The sequence below is a fragment of the Pseudomonas lurida genome, assembly GCF_013522705.1.
Classification (GTDB): Bacteria; Pseudomonadota; Gammaproteobacteria; order Pseudomonadales; family Pseudomonadaceae; genus Aquipseudomonas; species Aquipseudomonas quebecensis.
The window spans coordinates 79,458-92,777 of the sequence record NZ_JAAMRE010000013.1 but is presented as its reverse complement, the minus strand read 5'-3'; the positions used below and the strand labels follow the sequence as shown (position 1 = coordinate 92,777).

Annotated in this window: 16 protein-coding genes; 4 read left to right on the top strand and 12 right to left on the bottom strand. The window is 61.1% G+C overall.

What is annotated here, in order from left to right; genetic code table 11:
• The first annotated feature begins 54 nt into the window (after nt 1-54).
• Nucleotides 55-288: a PP0621 family protein gene (locus G7025_RS13155; protein ID WP_181079631.1), complete on the top strand. Its 234-nt coding sequence runs from the start codon at nt 55-57 to the stop codon at nt 286-288.
• On the opposite strand, the gene thiO is transcribed toward G7025_RS13155, so the two are convergent.
• From thiO to pilV, 5 genes are all read right to left on the bottom strand, one after another.
• Nucleotides 275-1,384, bottom strand: a complete 1,110-nt coding sequence (gene thiO / locus G7025_RS13150) for a glycine oxidase ThiO (protein WP_181079630.1) — start codon at nt 1,382-1,384, stop codon at nt 275-277. The genes G7025_RS13155 and thiO overlap by 14 nt on opposite strands.
• A gap of 62 nt (nt 1,385-1,446) precedes the next feature.
• Nucleotides 1,447-1,848 carry a type IV pilin protein gene (locus G7025_RS13145; protein ID WP_181079629.1) on the bottom strand — a complete coding sequence of 134 codons (402 nt, stop codon included), beginning with the start codon at nt 1,846-1,848 and terminating at the stop codon, nt 1,447-1,449.
• Nucleotides 1,849-1,860: 12 nt separating this feature from the next.
• On the bottom strand, nt 1,861-2,391 hold the full coding sequence (locus G7025_RS13140; protein ID WP_258197675.1) for a pilus assembly PilX family protein: 531 nt from the start codon (nt 2,389-2,391) through the stop codon (nt 1,861-1,863).
• Between the two features lie 7 nt (nt 2,392-2,398).
• On the bottom strand, nt 2,399-3,106 hold the full coding sequence (locus G7025_RS13135) for a PilW family protein (protein ID WP_181079628.1): 708 nt from the start codon (nt 3,104-3,106) through the stop codon (nt 2,399-2,401).
• Nucleotides 3,103-3,588: a type IV pilus modification protein PilV gene (pilV, locus tag G7025_RS13130; RefSeq protein WP_181079627.1), complete on the bottom strand. Its 486-nt coding sequence runs from the start codon at nt 3,586-3,588 to the stop codon at nt 3,103-3,105. The genes G7025_RS13135 and pilV overlap by 4 nt, the downstream gene beginning before the upstream one ends.
• A gap of 207 nt (nt 3,589-3,795) precedes the next feature.
• Between pilV and G7025_RS13125 the strand changes: the two genes are divergently transcribed.
• Nucleotides 3,796-4,377 (top strand): GspH/FimT family pseudopilin, encoded by a 582-nt coding sequence (locus G7025_RS13125; protein WP_181079626.1) that lies wholly within the window; start codon nt 3,796-3,798, stop codon nt 4,375-4,377.
• On the opposite strand, the gene ispH is transcribed toward G7025_RS13125, so the two are convergent.
• The 6 genes from ispH to murJ form a co-directional block, all read right to left on the bottom strand.
• A complete protein-coding gene (gene ispH, locus G7025_RS13120) occupies nt 4,331-5,278 on the bottom strand; it encodes a 4-hydroxy-3-methylbut-2-enyl diphosphate reductase (RefSeq protein ID WP_181079625.1) in 948 nt (315 codons plus the stop codon). The genes G7025_RS13125 and ispH overlap by 47 nt on opposite strands.
• Before the next feature lie 125 nt (nt 5,279-5,403).
• Nucleotides 5,404-5,841 (bottom strand): FKBP-type peptidyl-prolyl cis-trans isomerase, encoded by a 438-nt coding sequence (fkpB, locus tag G7025_RS13115; protein WP_181079659.1) that lies wholly within the window; start codon nt 5,839-5,841, stop codon nt 5,404-5,406.
• A gap of 7 nt (nt 5,842-5,848) precedes the next feature.
• Entirely contained in the window at nt 5,849-6,358 is a 510-nt protein-coding gene (lspA, locus tag G7025_RS13110; RefSeq protein WP_181079624.1) for a signal peptidase II, read from the bottom strand.
• Nucleotides 6,351-9,182: an isoleucine--tRNA ligase gene (gene ileS, locus G7025_RS13105; protein WP_181079623.1), complete on the bottom strand. Its 2,832-nt coding sequence runs from the start codon at nt 9,180-9,182 to the stop codon at nt 6,351-6,353. The genes lspA and ileS overlap by 8 nt, the downstream gene beginning before the upstream one ends.
• Nucleotides 9,183-9,196: 14 nt before the next feature.
• Nucleotides 9,197-10,135 (bottom strand): bifunctional riboflavin kinase/FAD synthetase, encoded by a 939-nt coding sequence (gene ribF, locus G7025_RS13100; protein ID WP_181079622.1) that lies wholly within the window; start codon nt 10,133-10,135, stop codon nt 9,197-9,199.
• 119 nt (nt 10,136-10,254) lie between these two features.
• Nucleotides 10,255-11,793: a murein biosynthesis integral membrane protein MurJ gene (murJ, locus tag G7025_RS13095; RefSeq protein ID WP_181079621.1), complete on the bottom strand. Its 1,539-nt coding sequence runs from the start codon at nt 11,791-11,793 to the stop codon at nt 10,255-10,257.
• Between the two features lie 252 nt (nt 11,794-12,045).
• On the opposite strand from murJ, the gene rpsT reads away from it, so the two are divergent.
• Nucleotides 12,046-12,324, top strand: coding sequence for a 30S ribosomal protein S20 (gene rpsT / locus G7025_RS13090; protein ID WP_016976313.1), 279 nt, complete (start codon nt 12,046-12,048; stop codon nt 12,322-12,324).
• A gap of 217 nt (nt 12,325-12,541) precedes the next feature.
• Here the strand turns inward: rpsT and G7025_RS13085 are convergent, their stop codons facing one another.
• Nucleotides 12,542-13,027: an FKBP-type peptidyl-prolyl cis-trans isomerase gene (locus tag G7025_RS13085; protein ID WP_181079620.1), complete on the bottom strand. Its 486-nt coding sequence runs from the start codon at nt 13,025-13,027 to the stop codon at nt 12,542-12,544.
• Here G7025_RS13085 and G7025_RS13080 point away from each other — a divergent pair.
• Complete coding sequence (locus G7025_RS13080) at nt 13,026-13,316, top strand: DUF3565 domain-containing protein (protein WP_181079619.1); 291 nt, start codon at nt 13,026-13,028, stop codon at nt 13,314-13,316. The genes G7025_RS13085 and G7025_RS13080 overlap by 2 nt on opposite strands.
• The last annotated feature ends 4 nt before the right edge of the window (nt 13,317-13,320 follow it).

Below are 13,320 nucleotides of genomic sequence, written 5' to 3'. Positions count from 1 at the left end.
GCTTGCCACGTCCTTGGCTAAACTGGCGCATTCCCTGTAGAGAAACTGCCCATCATGCTTCGTCTTCTGTTCTGGATCGCCGTCATTGCTGCCGCAGTATGGTTCTGGCGCAAGTTCAAAAGCCCGGCCGCCAGGCAGCAGCGCGCCAGCGAGCCGAATGCAGCGCTGATGGTGCGCTGCGCCCACTGCGGCGTGCATGTGCCGCAGGATCGAGCCCTGAGCCTGCGCCAGGAGTGGTATTGCACCCAAGCGCACCTGGAACAGGGGCCGAAGTCTATCCAGCGTTGAGCCGGCCTTCGGGTGCATAAGGCGCCGGGTCGATAATCGGCGTTCGCCCCAGCAACAAGTCGGTAAATAGCTGGCAGGAGGCTGGCGCCAACACCAGGCCATTGCGGTAATGCCCGCAGTTGAGCCACAGCCCCTCGAAATTCGGAACCTGGCCAATAAAGGGAATGCCTTCCGGCGAGCCGGGCCGCAAGCCGGCCCAGTGCCCTACCACTTCAGCGTCCGCCAACGCGGGGATCAGCTCGACGGCGGAAGCTTTAAGGCTTTGCAGCGCAGTGTCGGTAGGCGCCTTATTAAAGCCTTCGTGTTCCAGGGTGCTGCCGATGAGAATATGCCCATCCCGTCGCGGAATTGCATAACGGCCCTTGGCCAGGACCATGCAGGACAGGAAGTCCGAAGCACACTTGTACAGAATCATCTGGCCCTTGACCGGCTCAACCGGCAGCGACAAGCCCAACGTACCCAGCAGTTCCCCGCTCCATGCCCCGGCCGCCAGTACTACCGTATCCCCAAGGATCGGACCATCAGCTGTATTAACACCCACTACGCGACCGTGCTCCACGACAAAACCGGCAACCTCGCAGTGTTCGCGAACCGTCACGCCAGGCAACGCCAGCAGTGCGGCCTTGAGGGATTTGACCAGGCGCGGGTTACGCACGTTGGCCACATCGGCCATGTACAGCGCCTGGGAATACCCGTCGCCCAACACGGGGACGGCATCATGGGCGGCCGATACATCCACCTTGCTCAGCGGGCGCCCCTCCCGCGCGGCCCAGTCCAGGGCCTCAGCCTCGTCGTCCAGATCGAGCCAGTACAAGCCGGTGATGTGAACCTGCGGGTCGACGCCCGTCGCGTCAAACAGGCGTTCGGCCAATTGCGGGTAGAAATCCTGCGACCAATGGGCCAACGCCGTGACCGCCGGGCTGTAGCGCCACGGATACAGCGGCGAAACAATGCCGCCGCCTGCCCATGAAGACTCCTGCCCTACGCCGGCGCGCTCCAGCAGCACCACCGCCTGGCCCTGGTTCGCCAGGTTGAACGCCGTCAACAAGCCGATGACTCCGCCACCGACAATCACTACCCGCTGTTGCTTAGCCATCATTTGATCCAGCCGATAAATAGGAACAAGCGCACCCGGCGCCCAATCATCCAGCATTTGCATCATTGCCCCCAGCACGCCTGGCGCGACATCTCCGGCTGCGCACCTGGATTGCTCCTCGCGCCGGTGCTGGTCAGGCTGAATTCGCCGCAAGCGTCGCCGACCATGAGCGAGTCAGCCACAGGCGTAGCCAGCAGATGGAAATCCTGAGGGTTCAATACGACGGTGATTCTATAGCGATCATTACCGGCACTGACGCCGCCTGCATCAATAAAAGTGCCGTTCCTGGTATAAAAACGCTCCAGCTCGTGTGCCTGCTCAGTCAGTAAGGCGACGATCTGCGCACGGTAGGCTTTTCTCACATGGCCGGCGTAACCGGGGTACGCAATCCCGGCCAGCAGCGCGATGAGCACCACGCCGACCAGCAGCTCAATCAGGGTAAAACCTCGGCTTTCCTTGCCCATTGCATTTGCTCCTTATTGAAGTTGCCGCCAGGACACCCGCCGAAATCGTGAGCCGCCCTCCCCATCCCCCCGTGCATACACGCTTTCCAGCACGGTGCGCGACTGACCATTGAGGCCCACTGCCGTCACGCGATAGAGCGCGGCCGGTGTCAGCGCCGGTAAATGCACGATCCCCACCCCAGTACCCAATGACTGAACGCCATAAAGACCGCCCTTAATCGCGACCCAGGTAATCGCCGAAACCGGGTGCGTCCCAGCATTCATGACTGTTAACGCCTCTTCCGGCGGGACGCAGGTGACCGGCGAAGTACACGGTGGCAACCCCACGCCGCTGCGCCGTATGCTCCACTCTCCAAACCTCAAGCCGCTCTCGGCGCTTTGCAGCGACTGGTTGCGATGCCAGAAGCTGGCGGCCATTTTTTGCTGGGCCACCACCGCTTGCATCGAGGAAAGGCCGATCAGCGATAACAGCAGCAGGAAAACCAGGCTGAACAGCAGCACCATGCCTGCCTGGCGAAGATGAATACTTGCGGTGCGTTCCATGGTCGCCCTACCCCAGACGATTACGCAGCGCCGCAACGACACTGTACGTTTGATCCTTGACGCGAGCGGTCGGGTCCTGCAGCGTCATTTGAATACGCACGCTGCGTATCAACGAGTCGTCGGCCGGGCTGGCGTCGTAACGAGCCACCTGCGTCGATGCCGGGTCGGCGGCCACGCCGAAACTGATCTCGAACGCCCGCACGTTATCCACCAGCACCGCCTTGGCTGGCGCGGCCGGCGTACTGACCTTCAATTGACCCGCTTCGTAGGTGTAGGTGAGTTGGCGTACCGCGAAACGCATCTGCCCAGGGCCGGGAACAGGTGAATGCCCGGCATAAGCCTGGGCGGTGCCCGTACAGTCGGAGAGCACCGTCCAGTCCGGCCTGCCGGCGCCGTCACCTACGCTGGCGGTAACCAGGGTCAGCGATCTGGAACCTGCAACGGCGCTCCAGCTTACCGGCCGATCAAAGGCCGGTGGAGCGTGCTCGATGCCAGCGCTGGCCAGGCAACCGAACATGCCGACCTGGCGAATATCCTGAACCATCTTGCCGAGTGCGAACCGCGCATCGTCCTGCAACAACATCGCTGCCTGTTGGCTGGCGTGTGTCATTCGGGAAGAGATTGCAACCTGGCTGACGCCAGCCACCAGCACCCAGCCCAGCGTCATGGCCAGCAGCAATTCCACCAGGCTGAAACCGCGAATGAACGGGTTCATCGCATGCCCTCCACATCGGCGTCGAGGCGACTGGTCAACGTGAAGGTTTCGCGCGTGCCGGCGATGCCGCTGCCTCGGCTGTCATCCCAACTGATACTGACAGTCACGTCATGAGCATTGACGACCACCGCCCCTGCGCCGCTCTCCCCGGCGAACCCCAGGATATTGGCCTCGAAATCGTGCAGGTCGAGGTCGCGCACGCTCGCGCCGGCAACACTGGCCGGGGCCCGCGCGGCACGGCCCCACGCGTAGTCGGCACCGGCGTTGGCACGGATTCGGTCGAGCATATCGTAGGCAATAAAGCTGGCCTGGCTGGTCATTCTCGAACTGTCGGTGGACTTCAACGCGTTGAGTTGGATAACCGCCGCGCCCAGCAGGCCAACGCCAAGAATCAGTACCGCTACCAGGACCTCGATCAGTGTCGTGCCGGCTTGGTGCCGAGGTAATGCAACAAAAAAATAAGCGTTGGAATAAGCGAGCATCACCATCGTCATCCGTGTCGAGGGTCGAAAGAGAGCAGGCAAAAACCTGCTGTGCGACCCAAGACTAGCGCCAGCTTTTCGCCCGTGCCGCGCCAGGAACAAAGGGAAATACTTTGGACATAAAGGCCATCATCCAAGGCCGAGCCCCAGGCGCTATACCTTGGTCTGCACCTGACATATTCAGCCGCGTCCACGGAGGGACAGCCCATGAAACAACGAGGATTCACCCTGATCGAATTGCTGCTCGGGCTGATCGTGAGCGGTATTCTGGCTCACATCACCGTACCCGGTTTCAAGCACCTGCTGGAATCACAGCAGCGGCAAGGCGCAGCACACTCATTGGCGAACGGACTGCGCTTCGCACGCGCCGAGGCCATCGCACGCAATCGACCGGTGGTCATTCATGCCCTGAACAGCGATTGGAGCCACGGTTGGCGGATCATTGTCGACGTGAGCGGGCGCGGCCATCTGGACGATGACAACCCGATCCTGCTGGAGCGTCAGGACAACGGACGCATACCGCTTGTAGGCAACGGGCCGTTGAAGAACCAGGTACGCTTCAGCGGGCTGGGCGAACCGGTATTTTCGGGGGGAGGGTTTCGCGCCGGCACCGTGCATGTGTGCGACACGCAAAACGCCCTCAGCCTGCACCAGATAGTGCTGGCGCCCAGCGGGCGCATCAGCCTGCGCAGCGATAAGGCCGAACAGGCCTTGTGCCGCGGTTACTCGGGCAACCTCGCGCTCAGAGCAGCGAGCGAACCCGCAGTTCCTTGGGCATGGAGAAAGTAATGTTTTCCTCACGCCCGGCCAGCTCATCGGCGCCGGTCGCACCCCACGCGTGCAATTGCTGGATAACGCCACGCACCAGCACTTCCGGGGCTGAAGCACCCGCCGTGATGCCGATACGCTCAATGCCATCGAACCAATCGCGCTGCAGGTCTTCGGCACCGTCGATCAGGTACGCCGGGGTGGCCATGCGCTCGGCCAACTCACGCAGGCGATTGGAGTTGGAGCTGTTCGGGCTGCCAACCACCAGGACAACGTCGCACTCATCGGCCAATTGCTTGACCGCATCCTGGCGATTTTGCGTGGCGTAGCAGATGTCGTCCTTGCGCGGCCCGCCGATCGCCGGAAAGCGCGTGCGCAGGGCGTCGATGACGCGGCTGGTGTCGTCCATGGACAAGGTGGTCTGGGTCACGAACGCCAGACGCTCCGGATTGCGCACCTGCAGGTTGGCCACGTCCTTCTCGTCTTCGACCAGGTAGATGGCGCCACCGTTGCCGGCGTCATACTGGCCCATGGTGCCTTCAACTTCGGGGTGGCCGGCATGGCCGATCAGAATGCATTCGCGGCCGTCGCGGCTGTAACGCGCCACTTCGATATGAACTTTGGTGACAAGTGGGCAGGTGGCATCGAAGACTTTCAGGCCTCGGCCCGCCGCTTCGCTGCGCACGGCCTGGGAAACGCCATGGGCGCTGAAGATAACGATAACGTCGTCCGGCACCTGGTCGAGTTCCTCGACGAAGATCGCGCCGCGGGCGCGAAGATCTTCGACCACGAACTTGTTGTGCACGACTTCGTGACGCACATAAATCGGTGGCCCGAAGACTTCCAGAGCGCGGTTGACGATTTCGATCGCCCGGTCCACGCCGGCGCAGAAGCCACGGGGGTTGGCGAGTTTGATTTGCATGCTGTGCCTCGTGCCTGGCGCTTGGTCAGAGTTGACGCTACTGAACTGTCAATGAAGATCAAAGTTGGGAGGGGGCTTGCCCGCTCCCACACCAGCCCGCTCCCGTATTTAAATCGGGGCGTTGATCAAAGTGCTTTAACGTCGATGATTTCCACATCGAACGTCAAGGTTTTACCGGCCAACGGGTGGTTGAAGTCGATGGTCACTTGCGCGTCATCGAACGTCTTGACCACGCCTGGCAACTCGGTATTCGCCGCATCGTTGAAAATCACCAGCAGGCCTTCAGACAGCTCCATGTCCTGGAACTGCGAACGCGGGATGATCTGCACATTCTGCGGATTGGGCTGGCCAAACGCGTTTTCCGGCTGGATCTGCAGGGTACGCTTGTCGCCGGCCTTGAAACCGAACAAGGCGGCTTCGAAACCCGGCAGCAGGTTACCGTCGCCGACCTTGAAGGTCGCCGGAGCCTTGTCGAACGTGCTGTCGACCGTATCGCCGTTTTCCAGGCGCAGTGCGAAATGCAAAGTGACTTCCGTGTTCTGGCCGATGCGTTGCTCAGCCAATACCTGTTCAGTCATTGACGGTCTCTCCGGTTTTCTTACTTTTGAACATATCCAGCGCCAGCATGATTGCACCGACGGTGATCGCGCTGTCGGCGAAGTTGAACGCCGGGAAATAGTGGCGGTTCTGCCAGTGCACCAGGATGAAGTCGATCACATGGCCCAGGGCAATACGGTCGTACAGGTTACCCAACGCGCCACCCAACACCAGGGCCAAGGCCACGGCCAACCAAGTGTCATCGCGGCCCAGGCGCTTGAGCCAGACCACCAGCACCGCACTGACCACCACCGCGATCAGGGCGAACAGCCAACGCTGCCATCCGCCGCTGTCGGCGAGGAAGCTGAACGCCGCGCCAGTGTTGTAGGCCAGGGTCCAGCTGAAGTAGTCAGGGATCACTACGATTTGCTGGAACATTTCCAGGGAGCCTTCGAAGTGAGCCTTGCTGACCTGGTCGATGACCAGCACCAGCAGACTCAATACGAGCCAACCCAGACGTCCGAAACGGCCGGCGTTAGGCATAGTGGCGAACCTCACCGGCACCGCTGATATTGTCGACGCAGCGACCGCAGATTTCCGGATGCTCGGGGTTCACGCCGACATCTTCACGGCAGTGCCAGCAACGGGCGCACTTGGCGAAGGCCGACTTGACCACTTTGAGCTTCAAGCCAGGCACTTCGGTAGCCACGGCATCCGCCGGAGCCTGGGCGAACGGCGCCAGGCTGGCGGTGGAAGTGATCAACACGAAACGCAGCTCGTTGCTCAACTTGGCCAGATCGGCGCTCAGGCCTTCTTCGGCAAACAGCGTGACTTCGGCCTGCAGGTTGCCACCGACGGCCTTGGCCGCGCGCTGAACCTCCAGCTCCTTGTTCACCGCAACCTTGACCGCCATCACGCCTTCCCAGTACTCACGGCCCAATTCGAAGTCAGCCGGCAGTTCTGTCAGCCCTTCGTACCAGGTGTTGAGCATCACGGACTCGTTACGCTCGCCCGGCAGATACCCCCACAGTTCGTCGGCGGTGAAGGCCAGGATCGGCGCGATCCAGCGCACCAGCGCTTCAGAGATGTGGTACAGCGCGGTCTGCGCCGAACGGCGCGCCTTGCTGTTGGCGCCGGTGGTGTACTGGCGGTCCTTGATGATGTCGAGGTAGAAACCGCCCAGCTCCTGCACGCAGAAGTTGTGGATCTTGGAGTAGACGTTCCAGAAGCGGTATTCGCCGTAATGTTCCTGCAACTCGCGCTGCAGCAGCAGGGTGCGGTCCACGGCCCAACGATCCAGGGCGAGCATGTCCTCGGCCGGCAGGATATCGGTGGCTGGGTTGAAACCGGTCAGGTTCGACAGCAGGAAGCGTGCGGTATTACGGATACGACGGTAGGCATCGGCGCTGCGCTGCAGAATCTGCTCCGACACGGCCATTTCGCCGGAATAGTCGGTAGACGCCACCCACAGACGCATAATGTCGGCACCCAGGGTGTCGTTGACTTTTTGCGGCGCGATCACGTTGCCCAGGGACTTGGACATCTTGCGGCCGTTTTCGTCGACGGTGAAGCCGTGGGTCAGCAGTTCGCGGTACGGCGCGTGGTCGTCGATGGCGCAACCGGTCAGCAATGAGGAGTGGAACCAGCCACGGTGCTGGTCCGAACCCTCCAGGTACAGGTCGGCGCGCGGGCCGGTCTCATGCCCCATCGGATGCGAGCCGCGCAATACGTGCCAGTGCGTGGTGCCGGAGTCGAACCACACGTCGAGGGTGTCGCTGATCTTGTCGTACAGCGGCGCTTCGTCACCCAGCAGCTCGGCGGCGTCCAGTTTGAACCAGGCCTCGATGCCTTCCTGTTCAACGCGCTGGGCCACTTCTTCCATCAGTTCAACGGTGCGCGGGTGCAGCTCGCCGCTTTCCTTGTTCAGGAAGAACGGGATCGGCACGCCCCAGTTGCGCTGGCGGGAGATGCACCAGTCCGGGCGGTTGGCAATCATCGAGTGCAAGCGCGCCTGGCCCCAGGCCGGGATAAAGCCGGTGCCTTCGATGGCCTTGAGGGCACGATTGCGCAGGGTGTCGCCGGCCACCGGTTCTTTGTCCATGCCGATGAACCACTGCGCGGTGGCGCGGTAGATCAGCGGCGTCTTGTGGCGCCAGCAGTGCATGTAGCTGTGCTGGATAGTCGCGGTCTGCATGAGTGCGCCAACGTCGCGCAGCTTGTCGATGATGGCCTTGTCAGCCTTGAAGATGAACTGGCCACCGAAGAACTCCAGCGACGGCACATAGACGCCGTTGCTTTGCACCGGGTTGATGATGTCATCGTTGACCAAGCCGTACTTCTTGCAGATCACAAAGTCGTCCACGCCGTAGGCAGGCGAGCAGTGAACCACACCCGTACCCGAACCCAGCTCGACGTAATCGGCCAGGTACACCGGCGACAGACGGTCATAGAACGGATGACGGAAGTTGATCAACTCCAGCGCTGAACCGGTGGTGGTGGCAATCACCGAACCTTGCAGCTCGTAGCGCGCCAGGCAGGCCTCGACCATTTCCTCGGCCAGCACCAGCAGGCGATCACCGACGTCCACCAGGGCGTAGGTGAATTCCGGGTGCACGTTCAGCGCCTGGTTGGCGGGGATGGTCCACGGGGTGGTGGTCCAGATCACGATGGCCGCCGGCTTGGCCAGGCTGGCCAGGCCGAACGCATTGGCCAGCTTGGCCTCGTCCGCGATCGGGAAGGCCACGTCGATGGTCGAGGACTTCTTGTCTTCGTACTCAACTTCAGCTTCCGCCAGGGCCGAGCCGCAGTCGAAGCACCAGTTCACGGGCTTGAGACCCTTGAACACGAAACCGCCTTTGACGATCTCGGCCAAGGCACGGATTTCACCGGCCTCGTTCTTGAAGTCCATGGTCTTGTAGGGGTTGGCCCAGTCGCCCAGGACACCCAGGCGGATGAACTCGGACTTCTGCCCTTCGATCTGTTCGGTGGCATACGCACGGCACAGTTCGCGTGTCTTGTCCGCGCCCAGGTTCTTGCCGTGGGTCACTTCGACTTTGTGCTCGATCGGCAGGCCGTGGCAGTCCCAACCTGGAACATAAGGTGCGTCGAAACCCGACAGGGTTTTCGAGCGGACGATCATGTCCTTGAGGATCTTGTTCAGCGCATGACCGATGTGAATCGTGCCGTTGGCGTAAGGAGGGCCGTCGTGCAGGACGAATTTCGGACGATCCTTGCCAATTTCGCGCAACTTTCCGTACAGGCCAATACTGTCCCAGCGCTGCAGGATCTGCGGTTCGCGCTGTGGCAGGCCGGCCTTCATTGGGAAGGCGGTGTCCGGAAGGTTTAGCGTGGCTTTATAGTCGGTCATTTAAGGCTCTTCGGTTAGCGATGGGCGCTAGGTGCGGCTAGTGCACGGGCGGCGGCGACATCCGCATTGATCGCCGTTTTCAACGCCTCGAGGGAGGCGAAACGCTGCTCTTCACGCAGCTTCTGGTGGAAAACCACCGTCAAACGCCGGTCATACAAATCACCGGCAAAATCCAAAAGGTGAACTTCCAGGTGGGTCTTGCCATCACCTGCAACCGTGGGTCTGACGCCTATGTTGGCGACTCCCGGCCACGATTGACCGTCGATGTCGACGCTGACCAGGTAAACCCCGGTCAGCGGCACACGGCGGCGCTTGAGTTGCACGTTGGCGGTCGGCGTGCCCAATTGGCGCGCCAGCTTCTGGCCGTGCAGTACCCGCCCGGCGATGCGGAACGGGCGACCGAGCAAACGCTCGGCCAAGGCGAAGTCGGCGGCGGCCAGGGCATTGCGCACCTGCGTACTGCTTACACGCAGGCCGTCCAGCTCGACGGTTTGCGCGGCCTCGACGGTAAAGCCCTGGCGGATGCCGGCCTGTTGCAGAAAGTCGAAATCCCCAACCCGGTCGCAGCCGAAACGGAAGTCGTCGCCGACCTCCAGATGCTGCACACCCAGGCCATCGACCAGGATGCGGTCGACGAACTCGGCAGCGCTGAGACTTTGCAAACGCTGGTTGAAGGCCAGGCAGAGGACACGGTCCACGCCTTCTTCGGCCAGCAGCTGCAGTTTGTCGCGCAGGCGCGCCAGGCGAGCCGGCGCGGTCTCGGGGGAGAAGAACTCCCGCGGCTGCGGCTCGAAAATCACCACGCAGCTGGGCACGCCCAACTCGACCGCACGCTCGCGCAGCCTGGCCAGGATAGCCTGGTGGCCACGGTGAACACCGTCAAAGTTGCCAATAGTGGCGACGCAGCCCCGATGCCGGGGGCGCAGGTTGTGGAGACCTCGAACCAGCTGCATAACGCGCTTCTTGCTCATAAAGTGGTCGATTATAACCACACACTGCCCCGGACGACAGGCAACAGCGCAGGGCAAATGGGTCGAATCGATAAAACACCGGTTTTATCGCGGCAAACTCTCTAACTCAGCGACTTGCGATTGAAATCCCGCAGCCGGAAACCTTGCAGTAATAACATCCCGAAGTACACCACTACCCCAGCGACCACCAGCACGCCCAGGCGCATGAAGCGTTCGAGCATATGGCCCTGGTCCCAGGCGGGCATGAAGTGCATCAGCCCAAGCAACACGGCGCACATCATCCCCACCGCCACCAGCAGTTTGACCGCGAACATCCCCCAGCCTGGCTGCGGCTGGAACATCTGCTGTTTGCGCAGTTGGTAGAACAGCAGGCCGGCGTTGATGCAGGCGCCCGCGCTGATCGCCAGGGCCAGACCGGCATGGGCCAGCGGGCCGATAAACAGCAGGTTGAGCAACTGCGTGACGATCAGCGTGAAAATCGCGATTTTCACCGGCGTGCGAATGTTCTGCTGGGCGTAGAAGCCCGGCGCCAGCACCTTGATCACAATGATGCCGAGCAGGCCGACGGAGTAGGCGATCAGCGCGCGCTGGGTCATCAGGGCGTCATGGGCGTCGAATTGACCATATTGGAACAGCGAGACTGTCAGCGGCTCAGCCAGAATGCCCAGCGCCAGGGAACACGGCAGCACCAGCACGAAGCACAGGCGCAGGCCCCAATCGAGGATGCGCGAGTATTCCTGGCGGTCCTTGTTGGCGTAGGTTCGCGCCAGGGTCGGCAGCAGGATTGTGCCGAGTGCCACGCCCAGCACACCGGAGGGCAACTCCATCAGACGATCGGCGTAATACATCCACGACACTGAACCCGATACCAGCAACGAAGCGAACGCGGTGTTGATGATCAGGGAAATCTGACTGACCGACACGCCAAGGATGGCCGGCAACATATTGCGCATGACACGCCAGACGCCGGTGTCCTTGAGGTTCAGGCGCGGCAGCACGAGCATGCCGATCTTCTTCAAATGCGGCAGCTGGTAAAGCAATTGCGCCAGGCCACCGGCCAGCACCGCCCAGCCCAGCGCCATCACCGGCGGATCGAAGTACGGGGTGAGGAACAGCGCAAAGATGATCATGCTGACGTTAAGCAGCGTTGGCACGAAGGCCGGTACCGAGAAACGGTTCCAGGTATTGAGGATGGCCCCGGCCAGGGAAGACAGGGAAATCAGCAATATATAAGGAAAGGTCACGCGCAGCAGGTCGGTGGTCAGCGCGAATTTTTCCGGGGTGTCGGCAAAGCCGGGCGCCGTGGCCCAGATCACCCACGGTGCGGCGAGCATGCCCAGGGCGGTCACCAGCATCAATACCAGGGTCAGCAGGCCCGAGACGTAGGCAATAAAGGTGCGCGTCGCCTCTTCGCCCTGCTGGGTCTTGTACTCCGCCAGAATCGGCACGAACGCCTGCGAGAACGCCCCCTCGGCGAAGATGCGCCGCAGCAGGTTGGGCAACTTGAACGCGATAAAGAAGGCATCCGTGGCCATGCTGGCGCCAAAGATGCGCGCCAGCAGGGTGTCACGCACGAACCCCAGAACCCGGGAAATCATCGTGATAGAGCTGACGGCAGCCAGCGATTTGAGCAGATTCATTGAAAGAGTTTGCGCCTATGATAAAGAGCAGGCGAACTGTGCGCCCACTTATGCGATACTGCGCGCCTGCAACAGCACAGCGCCAAAGCTCGCGAGTTTACAGGTCAAGCGCCGGAAATAAATCACCCGCCTCTTAAGATCGACCACTCAGCAGTTCGCATCTGCCGCCCTTGACAACCCATCAAGTCATCGGCATGATTCGCGGCCTATTTTGTTTGCTATTTCCTAAAAAGTCTTTCGAGGAGCTCGACGGTGGCCAACACACCTTCCGCCAAAAAACGTGCAAAACAGGCTGAGAAGCGTCGCAGCCACAACGCCAGCCTGCGTTCCATGGTTCGTACCTACATCAAGAATGTAGTTAAAGCCATCGACACCAAAGACGCTGAAAAAGCTCAAGCAGCCTACGTTCTGGCTGTGCCGGTTATCGACCGTATGGCCGATAAAGGCATCATCCACAAGAACAAGGCCGCTCGCCATAAGAGCCGCCTGAATGGCCACATCAAGGCTCTGAGCGTTGCTGCTGCAGCCTGAGTGGTAACAACTGCAACGCAGCCCAGGTTGCGTAACAGTTAAGAAATGCCCCGTACCGAAAGGTCCGGGGCATTTTTGTTTGTGCCTGAAAATCATCGCAGTTCCACCGGTGGGAGGGGCAAGTCCTCCCACATTTTGATCGCGGTGTATTTTCGGGCACAAAAAAACGCCCCGAACCGGTCGGGGCGTTTTTGCTACCGCTTGATCAAAACATCAATCAATGGTGATGACCGCCTTCACCGTGGACGTGACCGTGGGCCACTTCTTCCTGGGAAGCGTCGCGGATGGCAACGATCTTCACTTGGAAGTTCAGGCGCTGGCCAGCCAGGGGATGGTTGCCGTCGACGGTAACGTCGTCGCCGTCCAGGTCACGGATTGTGACGATCTGCATTTGACCGTCCGGCGCGGAAGCGTGGAACTGCATGCCCACTTCCAACTCATCAACACCTTCGAACATGCTGCGGCTCAGGGTGCTGACCAGTTCGGCGGAGTATTCGCCGTAGGCATCTTCAGGCTCCACGGCAACGTTCAGCTCATCGCCAACGCTTTTGCCTTCCAGTGCCTTTTCCAGGCCTGGAATGATGTTACCTGCGCCTTGCAGGTAGACCAGCGGCGCGCCGCCGGCTGAGCTGTCGATGACCTCACCAGCGTCGTTGGTCAGGGTATAGTCGATGGAGACAGCCTTGTTAGCGGCGATCGTCATGGGGCGAGACCTTTTGCATAAGAATGAAGAACGGACAAGTCTAAACAAGGATTTGCCCGAAAGCGAACAGAACCCGGACGGACGGGACCGACCAACGGTCTCCCGCATCCTCGGCTTCCACCTGGACGTCGAGCAGCAATGGGTTGTCGAGCTGTCCTGCGGCCACACCCAGCACCTGCGCCACCAGCCACCCTGGCAATCCCGCGCCTGGGTACTCGACCCGCTGCAACGCAGCAAAAAAATAGGCCAGCGCTTTGCCTGCGGCTGGTGTGCGCAAGCCCACGAATAGCGAT

Coding starts and splice junctions, on each gene's coding strand:
- ispH (WP_181079625.1), bottom strand. CDS start 5,278: ATGCAAATCAAACTCGCCAACCCCCGTGGCTTCTGCGCCGGCGTGGAC.
- ribF (WP_181079622.1), bottom strand. CDS start 10,135: ATGCAGCTGGTTCGAGGTCTCCACAACCTGCGCCCCCGGCATCGGGGC.
- G7025_RS13140 (WP_258197675.1), bottom strand. CDS start 2,391: ATGGAACGCACCGCAAGTATTCATCTTCGCCAGGCAGGCATGGTGCTG.
- G7025_RS13080 (WP_181079619.1), top strand. CDS start 13,026: ATGGGGCGAGACCTTTTGCATAAGAATGAAGAACGGACAAGTCTAAAC.
- G7025_RS13145 (WP_181079629.1), bottom strand. CDS start 1,848: ATGGGCAAGGAAAGCCGAGGTTTTACCCTGATTGAGCTGCTGGTCGGC.
- G7025_RS13135 (WP_181079628.1), bottom strand. CDS start 3,106: ATGAACCCGTTCATTCGCGGTTTCAGCCTGGTGGAATTGCTGCTGGCC.
- pilV (WP_181079627.1), bottom strand. CDS start 3,588: ATGCTCGCTTATTCCAACGCTTATTTTTTTGTTGCATTACCTCGGCAC.
- murJ (WP_181079621.1), bottom strand. CDS start 11,793: ATGAATCTGCTCAAATCGCTGGCTGCCGTCAGCTCTATCACGATGATT.
- lspA (WP_181079624.1), bottom strand. CDS start 6,358: ATGCCTAACGCCGGCCGTTTCGGACGTCTGGGTTGGCTCGTATTGAGT.
- thiO (WP_181079630.1), bottom strand. CDS start 1,384: ATGGCTAAGCAACAGCGGGTAGTGATTGTCGGTGGCGGAGTCATCGGC.
- G7025_RS13125 (WP_181079626.1), top strand. CDS start 3,796: ATGAAACAACGAGGATTCACCCTGATCGAATTGCTGCTCGGGCTGATC.
- G7025_RS13085 (WP_181079620.1), bottom strand. CDS start 13,027: ATGACGATCGCCGCTAACAAGGCTGTCTCCATCGACTATACCCTGACC.
- G7025_RS13155 (WP_181079631.1), top strand. CDS start 55: ATGCTTCGTCTTCTGTTCTGGATCGCCGTCATTGCTGCCGCAGTATGG.
- ileS (WP_181079623.1), bottom strand. CDS start 9,182: ATGACCGACTATAAAGCCACGCTAAACCTTCCGGACACCGCCTTCCCA.